Genomic DNA, 21460 nt, shown 5'->3' on the forward strand with positions numbered 1-21460 from the left:
GTGGTGAAAGAGAGACCCTATAAATATCCGACAGCCAGAAGAAAAAATGCCAGTCAGGCTTAACTGACTGGCATTAGCCCACATGGGCCCTTTTTCATGGCGCGCCGCGACGAGTATATCCACTTGTTGCGGCGCTACTGTTTTGTACTTTGAGCTTAAGCCACAGACTTGTTGCGCTTCATACCAATCAAGGTCGGGAAGACAAACAGCGACTGCCCCAACCCGCGATTGGTGACAGACCACACCGCCACCGACAGCAGCGAGCAAATCCCCACAATCGCCACCGGATAGAAACACGCCCACAACACGGAGAACCAGGCATAGTCAAACAGATGATGGCGCTGAGCGAACAGAATCGCTGACATGCCAAAATACTCAATGAAAATACGATGGATCACGTAGATTTGCAGGGTGTTACGGCCAATCCAGTTAAAGTACGTCATCTTAAAGTGCGCGTTAAGCCAGCGGCAGGCCGCCACGCTCGCCAGCACCGCGATGATGCACAGGAACAGGCTCTTATCCAGACCAAAGATAATGTGAATGCCTGATACCGCCGCCAGCAGCGCCCATGGCACGAGATTTTCACGACGCCATTCGCTCATACGCAGCATCAGCGGGCTCCAGAACGCGCCCAGCAGGAAGAACAGGAAGTACTGCGCCACGCTTTGCGGTCCCCAATACGGAATGATCTTCTCCACCGCCAGATAGTTAAGCGCAACCGCGACCACCAGCAACGCCACTTTCTGTTTGTGGAAGATCTTCGCACACAGGAAATACAGTGCCAGTCCGTACAGATACCACGAGGTGCTCATCGCCATAAACGTCAGTTTCAGGAACTCAAACAGTGAACCCGCATAGGCGGCATTCAGGTTGTGTGAGATACGCTGACCGGTGATCTCTGTGGAGATGCCCACAATCGACCACCACTGAATAAAGCCCCATAAAATATAGAGATAGAACAGATTGGTAATACGACTGGTAAATACCTGCTTCCACGGACGATTAAGAATCCCGTTGGTTGCCAGCAAGCCCGAAACAAAGAAAAAGGCTGGCATACGCAGCGGAGATAAAACAGTATTAAACTGCACCCATATTTCTGCCGGTATCCAACCCGCCGTCAATAATTTCACCGTTCCTTCAAATCCGGGTAATACGGTGTGGTACAACACCACCAGCAATATGCAGGCCCCTTTCAGGGTATTGACCCATGCAATATCTTCTTTCCTGGCGTTATTCATATGATTAACTCCCGCTGCTGTGTAGGTCTTTAAGGAGAAGTATGAGGAAATAAACAATGATGCATTTCTGGTTATTCAACGATTATTAAACAAGCTGGCGGGTGATGACTCTAGCGAAAGTCCTAAAAGTTTTTTACTGGTCCTGATATAACAATACTTTACAGTTCCAGACATTAATCAAATGCTAAGCAGGCTAACAATATCTTCCCAAATTAGAGTCACTAAGGGTATGACGAGGGAAATAAGGTTAGCAATTAATACAGGGAAATTAAGAGCAATCCACCACAAACAAACCAAATTAAAATCAAATTTTATTCGGATAATTATGAAATGTGGCAGATGGATAAACGCGGATATTAATATTGTGCTAAGAGAAAATAATTAGGGCCAGCGAACTGGCCCTATTTGATTATTGCAGCGGTGCCGCTTTTGTCTCTGGCACTGGTTTTCGCAACAGTCGCGGATAGATGAATAACATTCTGCCTGGACCGCGATTCAGCAGTGACCACACCGCCAGTGAGATCGTCACGCAGAGCGCCACGCCCGTCATCGGCATCAGCAGCGCCCATGCCCAACTGAAGGCCGCATGACCAAACCAGCCGTAATGCAACGCCAGGGCAATCGCACTCAGTCCCAGCAACTCGATGAAGATGCGGTGCAGTACGTAAATCTGCAGCGTGTTACGGCCAATCCAGTTCAGCCACGCCATGTTCAGGCGCTCATTGAGGAAACGGCACACGACGATACCAAACACGATGGTCAGCAGGCTGTAGAACGGGTTTTTATAGATGCCCCCCACATGATGTACCACGCCAATCACCGCGATGCCTGCCAGCAGTAGCCAGTGTTGGCGCTTAAGCTGGCTAATCTCAATCAGAGACTGGCTGAAGAATACGCCGAGCAGGAAGTAGAGATAGTTTTGCGCCACGCTGGCCGGCCCCCAACCAGGGATCAGGCTAAACTGCGCAGCGTAGGTCGCGACAATCGCCAGTGCCATCAGCGCCATTTTCTGGCGGTGGAACAGCTTGGTGAACAGGAAGAAGCCCGCCAGCGCGTACAGATACCAGAGGCTGGTCATGGAAGTCAGCAGCAGTTTAAGGAACTCAAACGGCGTGTCGGCATAGGCAGCGTTTTTGGTGCTGGACAGCCGCTCACCGAGGTGTGTGGAGATATAGTGAATGCTCAGCCACTGAATCACCCCCCACAGCAAATAGAGATACACGATATTGCTGAACTTCTTGGTGATCACCTCTTTCCATCTCTTCTTGACGATCGAACTGGCCGCCAGCAGGCCTGAGACAAAGAAAAAAGCGGGCATACGCAGCGGTGAAAGATAGGTATTGAAGGTCACCCACCAGTGCGCAGGCACCATGCCGGCCGTGAGGTGATGCAGTGAGGGAGCGAAAGTGGTGATAATCGAGTGGTGCAACACCACCAGCAAGATGCAGGCACCTTTTAACGTGTTGATCCAGAGGACTTCATTTCTGGCATGTGTCATTTTATGATCCTGTTTGCGCCATGAATTTGTAAAGAATTATTTATATTTACAAAGATGTCTCAATCGGGGGCGTCTTAAAAATCCTTCTGCTCATTGCCAGCAAAATCTTATAGGAAATAAAATATTATTTTTCAGGTGGTTAATTAAAAGTTCTTTGACAATTTTCAGAGGAAACTGAGAGATGGGATTCAGATGGGAAAAGAGAAAGCGCCGTCAGAACCAGACGACGCTTGAGACTATTGGTTAAGAAACTTGTCAAGAAATTGTCGGGTGCGTGCCTGCTGCGGATGGCTGAACAGCTCTTTCGCTGCGCCCTGCTCCACGATACGGCCCTGATCCATAAAGATCGCCCGATCGGCCACATCACGCGCAAAACTCATCTCATGCGTGACGATCACCATGGTGCGTTTCTCCTGCGCCAGCGCGCGGATGGTATTCAGCACTTCACCCACCAGCTCAGGATCCAGCGCCGAAGTCGGCTCATCGAACAGAATCACTTCCGGTCGCATCGCCAGCGCTCGCGCAATGGCGACACGCTGCTGCTGTCCACCGGACAGACGACGCGGGAAGCTCTCCTCTTTGCCGTGCAGACCGACCTTCTCCAGCAAGCTGCGGGCTCGCGCCACGGCTTCTGCTTTCGGTTCACCCTTCACGATCACCGGCCCTTCAATGATGTTCTCCAGCACTGAACGATGCGGGAACAGATTGAAGTTCTGGAACACGAAACCCACCTGCTGACGCAAACGGCGAACCTGCTCTTTCTGCTTGTTGAGCCCAATACTGGCATCAATGGTGATATTACCCACCGTAACGCGGCCGCTATCGGGCACTTCCAGCAGATTGATACTGCGCAGCAAGGTGGTTTTCCCCGAACCGCTTGGCCCGATAATCGCCACCACTTCACCCGGTGCCACATCCAGATCGATGCCGTGCAACACGGTCTGGCCGTGGAACTGCTTGACCAGCTGACGTACTTCAATCGCACTCATTTTGCCTCCCGATCCTGTCGATTCACATGCGCTTCCAGGCGATTTTGCAATGCCGACAGCACCGTCGCCATTACCCAGTAAATCAGCGAGGCAGCCAGATACATAGTGAACACTTCCAGCGTACGTGAGGTGATCAATTGCGCCTGACGGAACAGCTCCGGCACCTGAATGGTGGCCGCCAGCGAGGTGTCTTTTACCAGGCTGATAAAGCTATTACCGAGCGGTGGCAAGGCGGTACGTGCCGCTTGCGGCAGGATCACGCGGCGCAAGGTTTGCCATGGCGTCATGCCGATACTGGCCGCCGCTTCCCACTGCCCACGCTCAATGGCCGCAATCGCGCCACGCAGGGATTCAGAGGCGTAAGCGGCGGTATTGAGTGACAGACCAATCATCGCTGATGGGATAGGATCCAGCTCGATACCGAACTGCGGCAAGCCGTAGTAGATCATAAACAGCTGGGCGATCAGCGGCGTGCCACGGAAAATCGACACATAGATGCGCGCCAGCCAGTTAATCGGCCAGAAATGTGACAGGCGCATCAGCGCCAGCACAAAACCGAGTATCAAGCCAAAGAACATCCCGCCGATACTCAGCTGCAGCGTGAACAGCGCGCCTTTGAGTAAAAATGGTGCTGAATCCAGCACCAGTTGGAGGCTTTCCTGCATTATTTAGTGACGTCCGCGCCGAACCATTTCTCAGAGAGTTTGCTCAGCGAGCCATCTTTCTGCATGTCAGCAATCGCCGCATCAATGGCTTTCAGCAGGTCATCATTGCCTTTACGCAGTGCCACGCCGGATTCCAGACGGGAGAAGGCCGGGCCCGCGACCGCCATGGTGTCGCCGGTTTTCTTCACCAGATCCAGTGCCGCTAAACGGTCCACCAGAATGGCATCAACACGACCTGAACGCAGATCCTGGTATTTAGTTGGGTCATCATCATAGGTACGGATATCGACGCCTTTGACGTTGTCGCGCAGCCACTGCTCGTAGTTAGAGCCCAGGCCGACACCGACTTTCTTACCGGAGAGATCGTCTGGCTTGGTGATGCTGCCAGCGTTTTTCTTCATCGTCAGCGCCTGCACGCCAGAGAGGGTGTATGGCGTGGAGAAGTCATACTTCTTCTTACGCTCGGGTGAAATCGTTACCTGATTGATCACCACGTCGATGCGCTTAGAATCCAGAGCCGCCAGCATGCCATCCCATTTGGTCGGTTTCAGGTCCGCTTTGACGCCAAGGTGTTGTGCCAGCTCTTGCGCAAACTCCACTTCGAAACCGGTCAGCTTGCCGCTCTCATCCTGGAAACTGAACGGCGGATAGGTGCCTTCCAGACCCACGCGCAGCTCACCTTTGCTCTTCATCTGTGCCAGCAGATCTTCTGCGGCGAACGTTTTAACGTTAACGCCCGCGACCAGCGCGACCGCCATCATGCCCATCACCAGTTGGCGACGAATTGGAGAGAAAGCCATGTTTACCCCATTTATTGTGATGTGTTGTGTGCTATGAGGCAGCGAAACCGGGGTTTGCCGCCTTTTCGTTATTGGCGCTGCATTCAGGCCCATTTCAGGCCAGAACAACAGCTGCCGGATTATAAACCTTTTTTATCTTAGCCTTAGACCGAAGGATGATAAGCAAATAACGCAGGCGCGCCGCCAGTATGAATAAACAGCAGCGGCCCTTCACGACGGAAACGATTCTGCGCAATGCCATCTATCAATCCGGCCATCGCTTTACCGGTGTAGACCGGGTCCAGCATGATGCCTTCGAGACGCGCCAGCAGTTTCACCGCTTCCATGCCTTCATCATTAGGTTCACCGTAACGCGGCGCGAAATAGTCATCCCAAAGCGTGATCGGCGCGTGCGTCTGCACTTCCAGCTGTTCAGCCAGCGCGCTGCGGATGCGCTCTACCACCGGCAACTGCGCCTCAACTTTGCGTGAAACCGTCACGCCCACCAGCTCCGTTTCCGGCAACAACTGCTCCAGCCCCACCGCTAAGCCCACATGGGTGCCAGCGCTGCCTGATGCCACCACCACAGCGGTGAAATCCACCACGCCCTCGCTTTGATGCGCGATCTCCTGCGCGCACTCCACATAGCCGAGCGCGCCCAGTGCGTTGGAACCGCCAACCGGCACAACATAAGGACGGAAACCCTGGGCTTCAAGACGTTCAGCCTGTTCGGCCAGCTGTTCAGTGGGATTGTGCAACGCATCGACCATCACCACCTCGACGTCCATCAGGTCAAGCATAAGGCGATTACCGTTGGTGAGGTAGTTTTCTGAGGTCGTGCTAATCGGATTTTCCAGCAGCGCCACACACTTGAGGCCAAGGCGCGCCGCCACCGCCGCCGTCTGGCGCACATGGTTGGATTGAATCGCGCCCGCCGTCAGCAGGACATCCGCGCCCTCGCGCAGCGCATCGGCCGCCAGGAATTCGAGTTTACGCAGTTTATTGCCGCCCATGGCCACGGGCGTGAAGTCATCACGCTTAATAAAAATATCGCGACCGAGATAATCAGAAAGCCGTGGCAGATGCTCAAGCGGCGTGGGTGCACCGAGTAATTCAAGACGTGGGAACTGGTGCAAGAGATGTAAAGACAATGCAGCCTCCATTCGGGCAATGTGCAATTATCCATACAGTGTTGCAGAAGATGAGAAAAGTCGCACCCGGAATTCTGCGAGTGCGGCCCCTGTTGCTGCTATGCTCAGCAACAACAAGGGCAGGATCACAATCAGCCCTGCTGCCAGCCTAAAAACTGGTCATATTTACGCAGTGCGATGCGGTAATTGTTGTTACCCGCATCCGGCAAATCGTTTTCCAGACATTCATGCCAGCTGTTGCCCCGTAATCTGTCGGCCGGGAAATTTTTCGCTTTCAGCATGTCATCAAGACGACGCAGCCGCACCACATACTCGCGAATGGTGCTGTGACTCATCTCGGTCTGCTCAAACAGATACTGTTTGAACGCCATAATATCGAAGTAATTAGGATGGGTATTACAAAAAATATCGCTGCAGAAACGACATAACGCGGTCAGTTCCGGCTGGAGTTTCATCCATACCTGGTCATCAATCATCTGGTCCATCCGCGCGATGGCCTCTTTATTGATGATCTGTCCACGAAACACTAACGCCATACGATCTAAAACTTTGCCACAATGTGAACAGTTGCTTTGGCTGTGTTTATAGTCTTTAAGATAACGACTTAAAGGTCTGGCTTTGGCTTTGGCTCCCATTGCTGAGTCCCCGGTATTTTTATTTTTTCGATGCCAGGTACTGAGTCTGTCAGCGCGCCCCCGCTAACCGGGCACGCAGGCGTTTAATCGCCTGACTGTGCAGTTGACTGACGCGGGATTCCCCCACTTCCAGCACTGCGCCAATCTCTTTCAGGTTCAGTTCTTCCTGGTAGTACAGTGTGAGCACTAATTTTTCACGATCGGGCAATGCCTCGATGGCTTCAATCACGCGATCACGCAGGTTTCCTTCCATTAACTGATGAAGCGGGTTGGCTTCTTCATGCCCCTCCGTCACTAGCTCCGCACTGTCACCGTGTTCTTCCCGATACTCGTCGTAGGAGAAGAGTTGGCTGTTATTGGTATCGAGCAGAATCTGCCGATACTCTTCCAGCGAAACATTCAACTGTTCAGCCACTTCCTGCTCAGTAGCCGAGCGCCCCAACGCTTGTTCTACCTGATGCATCGCACCGGCCACTTCGCGCGCATTGCGACGCACGCTGCGAGGTGCCCAGTCGCGGCTGCGCAGTTCATCCAGCATTGCGCCCCGGATACGCTGCACGGCATAAGTGGTAAAGGCGGTGCCTTGCAGCGCATCGTAGCGCTCCACGGCATTTAATAAACCAATGCCACCGGCCTGCAGCAGATCGTCAAGCTCAACGCTGGCTGGCAGACGTACCTGCAAGCGCAACGCTTCGTGTCGCACCAGAGGAACGTAGCGCTGCCAGAGCGAATGTTTATCCATCACGCCTTCGGGCGTATAGAGATCGTTCACGGTGACTACCCTGCGTTAATAAAGTTATCGGCATGATTATCCAATTCTGTAGGGGTTTCGATTGGCAGAATAGGCGGGCAAAAGCGAGGTTATTTCAAATTTGTTATGGATGGCGGTGGAATGCACCGCCATCGTTGGTGTCTTTAACGCAGGTTTTTCAGCCGTAGCCGCGTGCCAGGCGGCACCGCGTCCCATAATGCACAGGTTTTACCATCAAGTGCCTGATAAAAATCGCTTATCGGCGCTTCAGTTTCGAGTAGCGGATTAAACATCACCTGCCCGGATTCCGCGTCGATACTTATCATTTTATTGATAAACAATCGCTGTAAGTCACTGCGCAGGAACAAGCCATTATCGACGCTGTTATCGGCAAGAAAACCTTCTTCATTTTCCTGTGTATCGATATAGCAGGCCTCCACCCACGGCCAGCTGTGACGTTCTGTAAGCTGCGTGCCGGTAATAATACAGGCGCCATAGCGCGCTTTAACGGCTGAATTAAACTCTGCCTGGCTGGCACGCTGGAACACTTTCGCCTTTACGCGCCGCCCGACTTCTGTGCCTGGCATCACCGCCGTCGGCACTTTATGCTGCGGCGTACTCAGCACCACCAGAAACTGAATTTTGCGCGACAGTGGGAAGCAAGGGTGCGCATGGGGATCGAACAGCTGCCAGTACTCCTCCTCTTCCGTCTGTCGCATCAACACCAGCTTGAAGCCCCGACTGGTGAGCAGGTTCTGCGCTTCTGCCGAATTCGGATCCAGCATGGCGTACACCTGGGTTTCACCCACCACCTTCCAGCGCCCTTCCTTCTTTATTTCATCGTTACGGCGGAAATAAAGGAAAGCCTGCTGGCTTTTGAGATAGTGCTCAAAACGACGCAGATAGTTTTTGCGCTCGTTATCGTCAGAGACGAACAGCAGATCCTCTAACGGACTGTTGATCTCCTCCTGCGCGAATACTGCACGGATCACCAAATTGCGAAAGCTGGTCGACGGGCTCAGCAACCCGCGTGCGGTGAGTGCTTTCTCATCAGGATGCTGCTGCGCATAGCGCAACGCGATCTCTTCGAAGGTCAGTAGCTCACCCGGTAACAAGTCATAATTGAAGCGCATAGACACCCCAGAAACAGAAAAAAAGTCGTGCGAAAAAATTGGAATGATTCTGGGGAAGTTATCGGCATTTTTAGTTGGGACTGTAACAGGTTGGTTACTTTTCTTGCCTTATAGGGTGCTGGAGGAAATCATCATCGCTGATGAAATCAAATTTGGTTTAATGCAGGAATAATCACTGCGGGGCAAACATGATCACCATATGTTTGGTCTTCTCATGCACTTCTGCCGAAGGCGGCGCCGGCAGTTCAGCATGCTTAGCCGCATACAACGCTTCGGTACAGAGCGATAAATCACCGGTGCGCATATGTAAGCCGCTCAGTTGCCCTTTATCGTCCAAATCAATGTCTATCTGACAGGTTTTGCCGATGTAATGGTCGGCGTCAAAAAACTGGGTCTGGATAGCAAAGTGGACGGCGTCATAATAGCTTTTGAGATCGGTGGCGACGGTTGCAGCAGGCCTATCAACGTGGTTGCGGGGGTGTTTAATCGGTGCACAACCCGCGAGTAACATAACTGCAAAAGGAAGAATTTTCATTGATCACGCCCTGTGAACTTAATCAAATGTCATTTATAACAGATTTGCCGCCAGATCGAGCACATCATGATGTCTGGCGAGATAACGATCGGAATCTGACTTCTGCACACGCTGAAAATCATTCATTTGATTGAATGAATAATGTGAATTCATCATTGCAGCCAGAGTTATAAAATCCAGACCGCTGTTGTGCTGATTCACTTTGCCGTTTTCGGTAAAATTTTTAAGCGGATTGCCAAGGCACTTAATACTTTGGTTAAATCGCCGTAAACCATATTCGACTTCACCGTGATAGTTAACAGTAAGCCAATGCCCTGAAGAATGCGTTACCTGACTACCTCTATGATTGCAGGTAAGCACAGTGTTGTTAGTAATAAGTGTTTTCTCCACCAGTGATCCTAACCCGGGCAGAGAGTAGTCAACATCGGTGCCATTCTGATGGATCATTTTTAGGCTGCGCTTCTGTGCAAGCATGGCAGATTTGGTTTGCGGAGTGAAGCTTAACACCTTAAAAATACTCGTTATTTCATCAAGCCACACGAAAGACAGTTTACGCCATCGCGGCCCATCTGCGATGAGTAATGTATTTTTTAATTTCCCTTTTTCAGGGGGCGTCAATAAAAAAACATTAGATTGAAAATGTATTACTACGTGATGGATATAAAAATGCAATTCAGTATTTAAAATCTCATCCTGATAAAAATAAGATCGGGTTAATTCTATATCACGCACAGGTGCAGCCTTGCCCTAAAATAAATAGAAAGTTAAATATAATTATAATTCATTATAAGAAATATCATTTAAATCTGAACATCTTACTGACGCCACATACTTCCTCACCATTCTTCCTGTTATGGTGAAAAACACTGAATAATGCGTCCCCTGCTCAAGTTGAATGCTTTCGCTATCGATATGCAGAGCGCCGATAGTAATCCGACTTTTATGAAAAAAGGCTTCAGCCGGTTTATTCAATAGGTCGCGTTCAACGCTACCCACAATTTGTTCTGGCTTGATTAATGGGCACGTTAATTGATCTTGCTGAACCTGGTTATTCTGGTCCCAACCACTATAACTCGCGAATGCCAATCCGAAGCCGGCAACAGCCAGCAAAGGAATAAATAGTTTCTTCCCCATCACAAAGTCCATTTAATTAAATTTTTCCGGATTCTAACGCTAACTGCGCAAAAACAGGTTTAACAAAAAGTGCTTCTTGTAACAGTCTAAACAACTTCAAATGTTAACCATGATAAACTTTCATGCTTTAGGATTCGCAACAAAACTCAATAACCACGCGCTCTGACAGGATGCCACTCTACTTAAAACTCATCAAAAACTGATGGGATAAACTTCTGCACCACCTACTAATATTAGTAGGTAGAATACAATTCCTTTACGTTTTCAATTGACATTGCAGACACTGCACAGGCATTTTAAAAAAGAAGACCCGCAGGACGAAACCTCTTGAACCATGATTTCATGGGTATTTTTAGCCATTGAATCGCTACCGGCTGGTTAATTCCGGAGCATGTTCAATTGCGTATATCTATTCGTCACTGCTACGCAACCTGTATTCTCCCCTCTCACTGAGAAAACACGGAAGCATTCTAATTATAATTTTAAATCATAAGGTTAACCTGCCACTCGGTCAGGTTTTCCCTTGGCTGTTGGTTAAGGACAGATGCAATTATGGACAACGCGAGTTACAAGGAAGTCACGAAATCCGATCGCTATGAAATACTGGCAATGCTGCGCGAGGCAAAAAAACGCAATGGCAGCGTTGAATTTATGCATGATGGTAAAATTATCAGCAGTAACTTTATCGAGCTCGACTTAAGTGGTTTTCAGATCATCGCCGAACTCGATGAAGTTGCGCTTGATAGCCCCTTTATCATGGTGATTCAGGGTACTACTGAGAAAATCGCATTTAATTCTCAACTGATTGCGCGTTCAGCTACGCTCCATCGCCTGACTTTTTCCTTTCCTTCTGAAATTGCTATCACACAACGCCGCAGCAGTGTTCGTGTGACGATCCCAGACCAGTTCGGTTTTATTTGCGAAGGGCGTTTTCGTGATGGCTATGTTCACCGGATGGCGATAAAAGATCTTTCGTTACGAGGCGTGCAATTAATTTGTTCTGGCACACTGCCAACGCTGACCAAACCTGGCATGTTGCTTAAGAGCATGGTGTTAAACCTGCAAAATTACGGCCAGTATCCTGTTGATTTGACCTTGCTCAATTTGAAAGAAATCACGCATTTTGATGCCGACAGCGCTCAGTCAAACTACTTCTCGCTCTCTTGCGCCTTCGCCAAACCTAGCGTTGTTTTGACTCGTCGCATGGAAGAGGTGCTGATGGAACTGATCCTCGATATCAAACGCTTACAGCGAACTCGTTAACCGAGCTTTACATATCCAGCCATAACAAGAATACAACTCATTGTTACTAATCACTTAATTTTACCAGCATATTTTGGCGTGAAAATATTAGTTGAATTTGTACTTATCGCAAATGTAAACAAGCTAAAAATGTTTATACCGATAGTTTTTTGAAAATTAAGTGTTAACAACTATCAATCACGCAGGGCCAGAAATTTATAGTCATCGGCAGTTAAGAGTTTTCCTAATGACTATCACGAATCACTGGCCACGCGCTGATTGAATGCAGCGAAGTCGGAATCGGGATAACAAAAATCAACAGAATTCCCACTTTGGAGTAGTACCTGATGAAAAAGATTCTTTTGCCTCTGGCTTCAGCTGCACTGGTTCTGATGACCATGAACGCTCACGCAACCAACGGCACCGTAAAATTCACCGGTAGCATCGTGAAATCTACCTGTACCGTGAATTCAACTGATGCCAACAAAGAAGTTTTCATCGGTAAATACCCTACCACCGCTTTCAGCAAAATTGGCGATGTGACCGCTTCGAAAGCCTTCTCCATCAACCTGGCGAACTGCGACAGCGGCAGCTACACCCTGCGTTTTGATGGCCCAACTGTAGCGGGCAATCCTAACCTGTTGGCAGTCAGCGCAGCGACGGGTGTCGGTATCGAAATCCTGGATAACAACGAGAAAGTGCTGCCAATTAACCAGACTGCTGATGACAACACCGCCTGGGTTACAGCATCAAGCAGCAATACCACCACACCAAACGGTACTGCGGTATTTAACCTGAAAGCGCGTTACAAATCGTTCAACCAAACCGTAACGCCGGGCGAAGCCAACGCCAGCTCAAGCTTCACCATCGAATACAAGTAATTTAAATCAGCAATCGCCAGGGATGGCAGTCGTCCAGTGAGTGAAAACATGAAAAAGTTATTTGCAGCAGTACTCTTTGTTTATTCTGCGAGCGCCGCTGCAGGTATTCAGGTTGATGAAAGTCGCGTTATTTACAACGGTAATGCGAAATCTGCCTCACTGGACATCCGTAACGACCAAAATGACACCTACATGGTGCAGACCTGGTTGGATCGCGGCGATGCCACTAAAACTCCTAAAGATATTCCGATTCAGGTTATCCCCCCCGTTTTAAAACTCGCGGGCAATAAAGAAGCCATTCTGCGTTTTATTTATGCAGGACAAGGTCTGCCGCAGGATCGTGAAACGGTATTTTGGGTCAATGTGCAGGAAATCCCCCCTGCGCCTAAAGAAGCCAACACGCTCCAGATCGCCGTGCGCACACGAGTCAAACTGTTTTATCGTCCTGCCAGTCTTAACACCTCGTTGGAACAACAGGTGGAAAATCTTAAATGGCATAAGCAAAACGATACGCTGGTGGTTGATAACGCGGGTCCACTGAACATCACCTTCTCTGTGCTGAAAGTAAAAAACGCAGCGGGCAAACAGTGGCAAGTGAATGCGGATATGGTGAATGCCTTCGGCAAATTGACGATCAAACTGCCCGCTGGCGCAGAATCAGCAAACAGTGTGCAGGCAAGTTATATCAACGACTTTGGCGGCAACAGTACCGCAAAGCAAAACGCTTTATAAGAAAGATGACACACAGCAATTCTTCTTTGGTGCATGAAAGCGCGAAACCATGATTAATGAAAACCAATAACAATCATACCGTTAAGCTATCCCTTCTCACCATTGCATTACTCCAGGCCTTTTCTGTTTCAGCAGAAGAGGCTTTTAACACATCCTTTATTCACGGTGACGCGGCCACGGTATCTGAGTTGGCAACCGGCGATGATATTTTACCAGGCCGTTATCCTTTCGATATCTACTTAAATGGGCAACGTGTTGACCATCGTGATGTTGAGTTCCGCAAACCTTCGCCTGAAAAAGCCATTGCGCCTTGCTTATCCGCTGAGCAGTTGATTGCTTATGGTGTCGATCTCGCGGCGACAACCTCTGCGGAAAGCTGCGTTGATTTAGCCAATACCTTTAAAGATGCCAGCGTCAGTTATGACGCCGCAGTGCAACGCGTTGATCTCTCGGTTCCGCAGGTATTTTTGATTCCCGTGCCAAAAGGCGCGATTTCCCCGCTGGTGTATGACAACGGCATTAATGCTGCTTTCGTCAATTACAACTTTAATGGCTCCGATAATCGTCTTCATGACAACGGCAGCCAGAGCAGCAGCCAATATTATTATTTGTCGTCACGCAGCGGCGTGAACCTTGGCCGCTGGCGCGTACGCAATACCTCGTCGTGGCAGAAACAGAGTGGGGAGCGCAGCCACTGGACACCGATTTCCACCTGGGCTGAAACCGATATCATCTCCTGGCGCTCACGCTTACTGTTCGGTCAAAGCAGTACCAGCAACAGCGTGTTTGATAGCTTTCAGTTCCGGGGCGCGCAACTCTCCAGCGTGTCCGAAATTCTGCCAGACAGCCTGCGCGGTTATGCGCCGGTGATTCGCGGCGTGGCACGCACCAACGCACGCGTTGACGTGCAGCAAAATGGCTACACCGTTTACAGCGCCAGCGTCGCACCTGGTCCATTTGCCTTAAATGATGTCTATCCCAGCACCTTAAGTGGTGACTTACAGGTCACCATTTATGAAGCTGACGGATCGCGACAGCACTACTCCGTACCCTTCTCTTCCGTGGCGAACATGCTGCGCGAAGGAATCTGGGATTACGCCTTTACGCTGGGTCGTTATCAGGATGGATCCACCACCTATCATCCTCAGTTTGTGCAGGCCACACTGTCACGCGGATTGCCCTATGAGATTACGCCTTATGGTGGCGTGCTGTTTGCCGATCACTACAGTTCGGCGGTTGTTGGGATGGGGAAAAGCCTCGGCATGTTCGGCGCCGCATCTTTTGATACCGCGTGGTCAAAAACTGATTTAGCCAACGGAGATCAGAAACAGGGTGCCAGTTTCCGTTTTCTCTATTCCAAATCACTCAATACCCTGGGTACTGAACTGCAAATTGCGGGCTATCGCTACTCCACTTCGGGCTATTACGATTTTAGCGATATGGTGGCCGAGCGCGCCAACTATGAAAATGGGCGCTATCGCAACGACTATACCGACACCAGTGAAGTAACCAATGGCGTGCCGGCCTGGGCGGACACACAGCGTAATACCTACTACACCAATCAGTACAACAATAAACGCCAGCGCCTGGAACTGACCATTAATCAGCATATCGGGCCGGTCTCGGTGTATGCCTCAATGACCAATCAAACTTATTGGGGATCAGATAACCGCGACCGCACGCTGCAGACTGGACTCAACAGCAGCTGGGGAAAAGTGAATTACGGTGTGTTCCTGCAGGACACGCAAAGCAACTATGGCGAGCACGATCGCAGCGTATCCCTTACGGTCTCGGTGCCGTTTAATGCCTTCGAAAACCAACCGGTCACAGCCACCTTTAACCTGGCCGACAGCAAACAGAGTGGCAGCAGCTATAACACCGGTCTGAGCGGCAGCCTGCTGGATGACAATCGCCTCAACTATTATGTGCAAACCGGTAAGGCCAACCATGCCGGACAGACCAGCACTGCCGACGTCGGTTACATGGGCAGCATGGGCAATGCTGAATTGGGTTATACCTACAGCGATGCCTATCAACAAACCAACCTTAATCTGTCGGGCGGCGCACTGCTGCATTCTGGTGGCTTAACGCTGACGCAGCCACTGCAAAACACCGTGGTGTTAGTGGAAGCCAAAGAGGCGCAAGGCGTCCGTCTGGAGAATCAGCCGGGGGTGGCGATCAACCGTTCCGGCTATGCGGTGATGACCTCGGCCACCGCCTATCACCACAACCGCGTGGCGCTGCGCACCGATGATATTGGTGCCGATCTGGATATTCCTCTGGCCGTCAAAGACGTGGTACCGACCTATGGCGCCATCAGCCGCGTGACCTTTGAAACCCGCAGCGGCAAGAGTGCGCTGATTCATGCGCAGTTACCGGATGGTGATGTCCCGGCGATAGGTGCTTCGGTATTTAATCAAAACGGTAGCAACCTTGGTGTAGTCGGCACCAACGGCAGCACTTTTGTATCCGGTGTGGCCAGCGGCGAACGCCTGCAGCTGCGCTGGGGCAGTTCCGATAACGAACACTGCTGGATCACGCTGCCGGAATTAGAGAACGGTTCACAAGCCGGTTATCAGGAATTCACTCTGCGCTGCACGCCCAATTAAAAGGAAGTATTGATGCGTTTTCTTCATTTTCGTGGCGTGATGCGCGCCCTTTTAACGCTGCTGGCGCTGAGTACTGCCCTGTTTTCTCAGAGCAGTTTTGCCCTGTCTTGCAAAGAAGCGGGATCCGGCAATATTCGCCAGATCATCCCAATTGAGAATGAAATTTCCGTCTCTACCGCCACGTTAAAAGCCGGGACGATTCTGTGGCGGTCGCAGAACTACACCTCGACATTTAGTTGTGAAGATACCAACGGCTATCCTAATGGGGAAAATGCTTACCTGTATTGGGATCCGCTCAGCCAGATGCAGTCTATCCATCCTTCGATAGAAGTGGGTGTGACTTATAACAGTATTGATATCAAACCGGTTAAAGGTTCGCGCACCGATGTCGGCCCAGGTACGGTATGTCGTAGATATTCCAGCTGGGGCGGAACTTACTGCCAGTCTCCGGCGCGATCGCAAACTGTGACGGTGAACTACTCCATCTATATTAAAGCCACCGGCAGCGCGCCGCCGTCCAGCGGTAAGATTTCCAACACGGGCCAATATGCAATCTTTCAGGTGGATGGCGTTTTAGGACTCAACAGCACGCCAGACAGCAACTTCCGCGCCTTTATTACCGGACTGGGCAATATCCGTTTTATCTCCTGTTCACCGCAGGTAAATATTTCCTCTAACAACGGTTCGACGGTCAATTTCGGCAGCCTGCCGTCACGCAACGCCAGCGCGGGCGTGATTGAAAAACGTGTGCCTTTCGCGGTGGTCGCTAACCTGACTAATGCAGGTCAGGACTGTCAGGGACAAACCTTCGTCGCCAGCTTTAGCACTACTTACCCGACCAGCGGCACGGATATTATTATGCCGAGCACAAACAGTGGCTTCGGTATTTCGGTCTCAACTGCTGATAATCAGGACAGTTTTATCCCGATGAACACCAGTGTGCCGTTGGGTTATGCCAACGGTCAGGTGGTGCAGAATAACTTTATTGCCACGCTCCGCTGGCTTAACAGCAACCCAAAGATAGGGGATTTCTCCGCTTCAGCGAATGTGGATGTGACCTTTAAGTAGCTTCGAAACACAGTGTTTCCTCCAAAGCCGGTATTATGCGTACCGGCTTTTGTTTACCTCTCGATCTGCCTCTTGCCTTCATCCTATCAACTGCAGCCTCCACACCTTTGGTAGCGACACAACTTATCGCCATTTTTACGTCCAAAAGTCATCAAAGCTAAACGCCATCAAATACGATTCAATTAAGATGTGCGTTTTTCACACCAAATCCTGCGGCTTTTTTTCAATCTATTTCAACGCTCATTTTTTAATCCACACTCACTTCAGCATTTTTGCAGCATTCCTGACTCCCTCTCCCTGTTAAGTACAGGTAAAAAACCTCAACCTGGAAAAATTTGCGATAAGGCAGTCAACTATCACTTCATTGTTTATGCGAATTAATTACTGATAATTGATCGGAAAAAACATCGGTTACTTAAGTCAAAGTATGCTGTGCAGATCAATCGGTTAGGCTATGCTCCTCATTAATGACGCAGCTTCGGAGAAATCCTAATCCGGATTGCACATCTTGATACGGCAACGTAGAGCATAAGGAAGCGAACAATGATGAAAAATATCGGTACTCTCAGCAAGGTTGCGGTATTTGCTTTATTGATGGGTGCAGCGAGCACCGCTTCTGCCAGCGAGCAGTTTGGTGTGGTGGGAAAAGGCCGCGTGCACTTCAGTGGTGAGATCTACCAACCTGCCTGCCGTATCAATGTGAATCAAGCCGCGATCACCAGCCGCTGTTTCGAGCAAGGCGAGTATCATCAGCAGTCACTGTCCACTTCCGACGTGCAGACCATCGCTTTCAACAACCGCCGTTCTGAAGCACAACTGGATTGGCTGAGTGATGCGAAACGCGAAGGGATTTTGACGGTGAACTACCGCTAATTACCTGACAAATGGATAAAGGCCGCGATTCACTATCGCGGCTTTTTATTTGTAAAGCGCCAGTTCGCGCTTAATTCTGCCTGAACTATAGGCAGAACCCATTAACTGACTAATTGCATTGATTATGATTTCCGGTGTCACTAATAAGGAAATCAAACGATGCACAGCAAATTTGGCAGTCCACTTTTCTCACTGCTGGTTTTAGGATTGGGTGCCGCAGGCTTTTACGCTTACGCGAAGAAAACTGACTTTCAGCAGGATCAGCTCGCCTGCCTCAATATTGATCATCAGCGCGTGCAGAATCAGGTTGAAGATGACCTGCTGAACCATGCTAATCCGGCGTTTTTTGGCACCTTTCAGGTGCAAATTGGCTCGCTGTATATTCACCCGACGACGCTGAATGCGACTAGTACGCATATTGTGGTACCGTTTTCGCTGGAGAATAGTGGGAAAACGACAGAGTTTGAGGCGAGGGTAAGGTGTTCGGATTTAAGGGATATTGGGTATAGCCGGATTTGAGATGAAGTAATTTACCCATTTTCTCCTTGTATCCAGACAACAAACACCTGCATCTTCATGATATGCAGGTGTTGAATAGAAAAATACTCATGAATAAAATTTCTTACTGCTTATTTGATAGTGACTTTTTAAAAATTCCATATTCACCAGAGATTGAACCTGATCCCATAGCTTGCATTTATTTCCATTAATATCTTTATAATGCTTTAGAACTTCTGTATCACGGGTGAATAACTCTGCAATACCCAACTCAGGATTTATGCTTAAAACGTGCGCATCAAATAAGCGATGCAAATCGCTGCGCAATAGAAGTCCATTACTTAACGTATTATATCGAAAATGCATTTCGTCATTTTTATCATCATTTATATGTGCAGCCTCTATCCACGTTGCTGGTTTCCCTCCATAGGCTAATCCGCTCACAACACACCCTGAATACTTGCTTAGCAATAAAGATCTTAATTTTTCCTGATCCAGTCTAACTAAAACTTCGCGATTGACTCTCCGTCCAATCTCATCATCGCTTTCAGAGAAAAGATTGGGTCTTTTATTCTGATAGGAAAGATGTAATGCGTAATTAAAAGAACGTGCGACCTTAAACTGTGGCTCATTTTTCTCGTTGAGAAGTTGCCATAAGCCTCCCTCTTTTTTCAATTGATGCCCACTGTTAGCTAAAATTTCATTGAGTTGATTTTCAGAAGGAAGTAATAGTGCCGCGATCTTAGCCTCTCCTACTACACGCCATGTTACATCGCGATCATTGACGCGGCGGAAAATCCAGATGGATATATTACTCTTTAAAATCTCTTCTATATTACGACGGTAATTATCATATTTATCACCTACAAAAAGCAGGTTATCAACACAACCATTGAGCGATGCTTTGGCAAAAATAGCACGCGGCAACTTATTTTTTCCATTAGGTCTGAGGAATCCACTGTTAGGCAATCCCCTAGGATCCTGATCATCTGTTCGAAATTTGTCATCTATTTCTTTGAAAGTGAGGCTCTCACCAATATTCGATAATAAAAGATCAGTCATTTTAATTCTCATATAAAAAAACCCCGCCGAAGCGGGGTTTGATAAGCAAGAAGTTTAGAGCGATTAGCCCTGCAGCAGAGACAGAACCTGCTGTGGAACCTGGTTAGCTTTAGCCAACACTGAGTTACCTGCCTGCTGGATGATCTGTGCTTTAGACATGTTTGAAACTTCAGTTGCGTAGTCAGCATCCTGAATACGAGACTGTGCTTCAGACAGGTTGGTAGTGGTGTTGTTTAGGTTAGTTACCGCTGAATCCAGACGGTTCTGAATCGCACCCAGTGAAGAACGGAACTTATCGATGCTGCTGATAGCTGCGTCCAGAGCGGCCAGTGGGTCGGTAGTTGCAGTACCGGCGCTGGTGGTGTCTGTGGTCAGTTTACCAGCAGAGCTGAGATTAACCGCTGCACCAATAGTTGGTTTGTATTTAGTGTCATCAACGGCAGTGCCAGCGCTGTTTTCAGCAGCGTAATCAGCAACAGTCACCGCACCAGTATCTTTGTTTACAGCATAAGAAATAGTGTAATCTTTGGTCTTTGTGATAGCGCCATCTGCATCCTGGTATGTGTCGGCTGAAGTACCGTTTGCAAAGGTGACATTTGAGCTCAGGACACCAGAATTAAATGTAACAGTCGTATTGGTACCTGTAGCTTTAGTAGCAGCCAGCACGACATCTTCACTTACTGATTTAGAGTATGAGATTGTGCCTAAAACGTCATCGCCAGTGCCCACATTACCATCAGCACCTGCGCTACCTGCACCGATAGTATAAGTGGTGCCGCCAAATGACAGGCTGCCACCAACACCTGAAGCTGAAGCTGCGTTATTTACCAAAACTTCTGTGGTTGCGGCTGTAGCGTTTGCTGCGTTAGTTGTCAGGTTACCAGCTGCATCAACATAAGCTGCAGCACCACCAATGGTGATTTTACCATCAGAATCGGTGTCGAAGTTTACAGTACCGTTGTTGGTAGTCCAAGTACCGCTAACGCTCTGACCTTGATCAGCCTTCAGAGTACCAATTAATGCATTTCGAGCTGCGGTGTTGGCTGTTGCATTGGCATCAGTTGGGTCACCGGAAATTGAAACGTCAGTTTTAAAAGCTTTACTTGCCGCATCGTAAGTATAATTTGTAACGGTAGTACCGTCATCCGTTGAAACAACATCACCATCATTCAATTTGGCAAATGCAGCAGTTGTGGTCAGTGCTGTATTTGAAGTGGTTACGTCATAGTAACCATCACCCTGCAAAGTACCACCAGCACGAGTTACATCGCTAACAGTAGCTGCTTTATTTGTAATGGTACCAGTACCGTTTACGTTAAAGCCATTCAGACCCAGAGTAGAAGAGTCGATCTTCTTCAGGTCGATAGAGATGGTCTGGCCATCGTTCGCGCCTACCTGAATTTTCAGGGAGCCGTCTTTAGACAATACGTTCACGCCGTTGAAGGTAGTCTGACCTGATACGCGGTCAATCTCGTCCAGACGTGATTTGATTTCGTCCTGAATTGAGTCCAGGTCAGACTGGCTGTTGGTGCCGTTCTGAGACTGTACAGTCAGTTCACGAACACGCTGTAAGTTGTTGTTGATTTCTGACAGTGCGCCTTCAGTGGTCTGCGCAGCAGAGATACCGTCGTTGGCGTTACGAGCAGCCTGAGTCAGACCAGTGATGTTTGACTGGAAGCGGTTGGCAATTGCCTGACCAGCAGCGTCATCTTTAGCGCTGTTAATACGAAGACCAGAAGACAGACGCTCGATAGAGGTAGACAGAGCAGACTGGTTCTTGTTGATGTTGTTCTGGGTGATCAGCGAGAGGCTGTTGGTGTTAATTACTTGAGCCATGGTTTAAGTTCCTATTAATCAAGTCTTTGGTTATGGTTTGGGCTTCAACCCGCCGGCTTCAGCGCCGTCAAAGTTGTTATCGTCTGTGCTTAAACAACCTTTAGAGATTTTTTAGTACCAGGCGAAATTTTTTCTCTTCAACCTGTCACGC

The 21460-nt window shown here is 49.2% G+C and carries 22 protein-coding genes; 8 read left to right on the forward strand and 14 right to left on the reverse strand.

What is annotated here, in order from left to right:
- Window positions 1–155 precede the first annotated feature (155 nt).
- The 9 genes from AC1MDE_RS06595 to AC1MDE_RS06635 all read right to left on the reverse strand — a co-directional run bounded on the left by AC1MDE_RS06595 (window position 156) and on the right by AC1MDE_RS06635 (window position 8839).
- On the reverse strand, window positions 156–1238 hold the full coding sequence (locus AC1MDE_RS06595) for an acyltransferase family protein (protein WP_211728388.1): 1083 nt from the start codon (window positions 1236–1238) through the stop codon (window positions 156–158).
- 409 nt (window positions 1239–1647) lie between these two features.
- Window positions 1648–2736 (reverse strand): acyltransferase family protein, encoded by a 1089-nt coding sequence (locus AC1MDE_RS06600; protein WP_479402569.1) that lies wholly within the window; start codon window positions 2734–2736, stop codon window positions 1648–1650.
- 236 nt (window positions 2737–2972) lie between these two features.
- Complete coding sequence (tcyN, locus tag AC1MDE_RS06605; protein ID WP_034824347.1) at window positions 2973–3725, reverse strand: L-cystine ABC transporter ATP-binding protein TcyN; 753 nt, start codon at window positions 3723–3725, stop codon at window positions 2973–2975.
- The gene (gene tcyL / locus AC1MDE_RS06610) at window positions 3722–4390 is read right to left on the reverse strand and encodes a cystine ABC transporter permease (RefSeq protein WP_128600624.1); all 669 of its coding nucleotides are present in this window, start codon (window positions 4388–4390) and stop codon (window positions 3722–3724) included. Before tcyL ends, tcyN begins: the two co-directional genes overlap by 4 nt.
- The gene (gene tcyJ / locus AC1MDE_RS06615) at window positions 4390–5190 is read right to left on the reverse strand and encodes a cystine ABC transporter substrate-binding protein (RefSeq protein ID WP_480344408.1); all 801 of its coding nucleotides are present in this window, start codon (window positions 5188–5190) and stop codon (window positions 4390–4392) included. Before tcyJ ends, tcyL begins: the two co-directional genes overlap by 1 nt.
- 143 nt (window positions 5191–5333) lie before the next feature.
- Window positions 5334–6320, reverse strand: a complete 987-nt coding sequence (locus AC1MDE_RS06620) for a D-cysteine desulfhydrase (RefSeq protein WP_480344409.1) — start codon at window positions 6318–6320, stop codon at window positions 5334–5336.
- A 131-nt stretch (window positions 6321–6451) separates the two neighbouring features.
- Window positions 6452–6955 (reverse strand): flagella biosynthesis regulatory protein FliZ, encoded by a 504-nt coding sequence (gene fliZ, locus AC1MDE_RS06625; RefSeq protein WP_034824353.1) that lies wholly within the window; start codon window positions 6953–6955, stop codon window positions 6452–6454.
- A 49-nt stretch (window positions 6956–7004) separates the two neighbouring features.
- Window positions 7005–7727 (reverse strand): RNA polymerase sigma factor FliA, encoded by a 723-nt coding sequence (locus AC1MDE_RS06630; RefSeq protein WP_038646384.1) that lies wholly within the window; start codon window positions 7725–7727, stop codon window positions 7005–7007.
- Window positions 7728–7870: 143 nt separating this feature from the next.
- The gene (locus AC1MDE_RS06635) at window positions 7871–8839 is read right to left on the reverse strand and encodes an HNH endonuclease signature motif containing protein (RefSeq protein WP_480344410.1); all 969 of its coding nucleotides are present in this window, start codon (window positions 8837–8839) and stop codon (window positions 7871–7873) included.
- Here AC1MDE_RS06635 and AC1MDE_RS06640 point away from each other — a divergent pair.
- Complete coding sequence (locus AC1MDE_RS06640) at window positions 8829–9011, forward strand: hypothetical protein (RefSeq protein WP_479402567.1); 183 nt, start codon at window positions 8829–8831, stop codon at window positions 9009–9011. The genes AC1MDE_RS06635 and AC1MDE_RS06640 overlap by 11 nt on opposite strands.
- On the opposite strand, the gene AC1MDE_RS06645 is transcribed toward AC1MDE_RS06640, so the two are convergent.
- The 3 genes from AC1MDE_RS06645 to AC1MDE_RS06655 are packed head-to-tail and all read right to left on the reverse strand — an operon-like array spanning window position 9012 to window position 10520.
- Window positions 9012–9374, reverse strand: a complete 363-nt coding sequence (locus tag AC1MDE_RS06645; RefSeq protein ID WP_480344411.1) for a cell envelope integrity TolA C-terminal domain-containing protein — start codon at window positions 9372–9374, stop codon at window positions 9012–9014. It lies immediately after the preceding gene.
- 33 nt (window positions 9375–9407) lie between these two features.
- Window positions 9408–10106, reverse strand: coding sequence for a hypothetical protein (locus AC1MDE_RS06650; RefSeq protein WP_480344412.1), 699 nt, complete (start codon window positions 10104–10106; stop codon window positions 9408–9410).
- A gap of 42 nt (window positions 10107–10148) precedes the next feature.
- The gene (locus tag AC1MDE_RS06655) at window positions 10149–10520 is read right to left on the reverse strand and encodes a hypothetical protein (RefSeq protein ID WP_480344413.1); all 372 of its coding nucleotides are present in this window, start codon (window positions 10518–10520) and stop codon (window positions 10149–10151) included.
- Between the two features lie 540 nt (window positions 10521–11060).
- Between AC1MDE_RS06655 and AC1MDE_RS06660 the strand changes: the two genes are divergently transcribed.
- From AC1MDE_RS06660 to AC1MDE_RS06690, 7 genes are all read left to right on the forward strand, one after another.
- Entirely contained in the window at window positions 11061–11771 is a 711-nt protein-coding gene (locus AC1MDE_RS06660) for a PilZ domain-containing protein (protein WP_480344414.1), read from the forward strand.
- Between the two features lie 326 nt (window positions 11772–12097).
- Window positions 12098–12631: a fimbrial protein gene (locus AC1MDE_RS06665; RefSeq protein WP_058959866.1), complete on the forward strand. Its 534-nt coding sequence runs from the start codon at window positions 12098–12100 to the stop codon at window positions 12629–12631.
- A 48-nt stretch (window positions 12632–12679) separates the two neighbouring features.
- Window positions 12680–13363, forward strand: a complete 684-nt coding sequence (locus AC1MDE_RS06670) for a fimbrial biogenesis chaperone (protein WP_480344415.1) — start codon at window positions 12680–12682, stop codon at window positions 13361–13363.
- A 56-nt stretch (window positions 13364–13419) separates the two neighbouring features.
- Window positions 13420–15972, forward strand: coding sequence for a fimbria/pilus outer membrane usher protein (locus AC1MDE_RS06675; protein WP_480344416.1), 2553 nt, complete (start codon window positions 13420–13422; stop codon window positions 15970–15972).
- Window positions 15973–15984: 12 nt separating this feature from the next.
- The gene (locus tag AC1MDE_RS06680) at window positions 15985–17040 is read left to right on the forward strand and encodes a fimbrial protein (protein ID WP_480344417.1); all 1056 of its coding nucleotides are present in this window, start codon (window positions 15985–15987) and stop codon (window positions 17038–17040) included.
- A 543-nt stretch (window positions 17041–17583) separates the two neighbouring features.
- Entirely contained in the window at window positions 17584–17913 is a 330-nt protein-coding gene (locus AC1MDE_RS06685) for a type 1 fimbrial protein (protein ID WP_224931600.1), read from the forward strand.
- Window positions 17914–18072: 159 nt separating this feature from the next.
- The gene (locus AC1MDE_RS06690) at window positions 18073–18432 is read left to right on the forward strand and encodes a hypothetical protein (RefSeq protein WP_480344418.1); all 360 of its coding nucleotides are present in this window, start codon (window positions 18073–18075) and stop codon (window positions 18430–18432) included.
- A gap of 87 nt (window positions 18433–18519) precedes the next feature.
- Here the strand turns inward: AC1MDE_RS06690 and AC1MDE_RS06695 are convergent, their stop codons facing one another.
- On the reverse strand, window positions 18520–19473 hold the full coding sequence (locus AC1MDE_RS06695; RefSeq protein ID WP_480344419.1) for an HNH endonuclease: 954 nt from the start codon (window positions 19471–19473) through the stop codon (window positions 18520–18522).
- A 63-nt stretch (window positions 19474–19536) separates the two neighbouring features.
- Window positions 19537–21309: a FliC/FljB family flagellin gene (locus tag AC1MDE_RS06700; RefSeq protein WP_480344420.1), complete on the reverse strand. Its 1773-nt coding sequence runs from the start codon at window positions 21307–21309 to the stop codon at window positions 19537–19539.
- Window positions 21310–21460: the final 151 nt, after the last annotated feature.

Source organism: Pantoea folii (assembly GCF_056678875.1).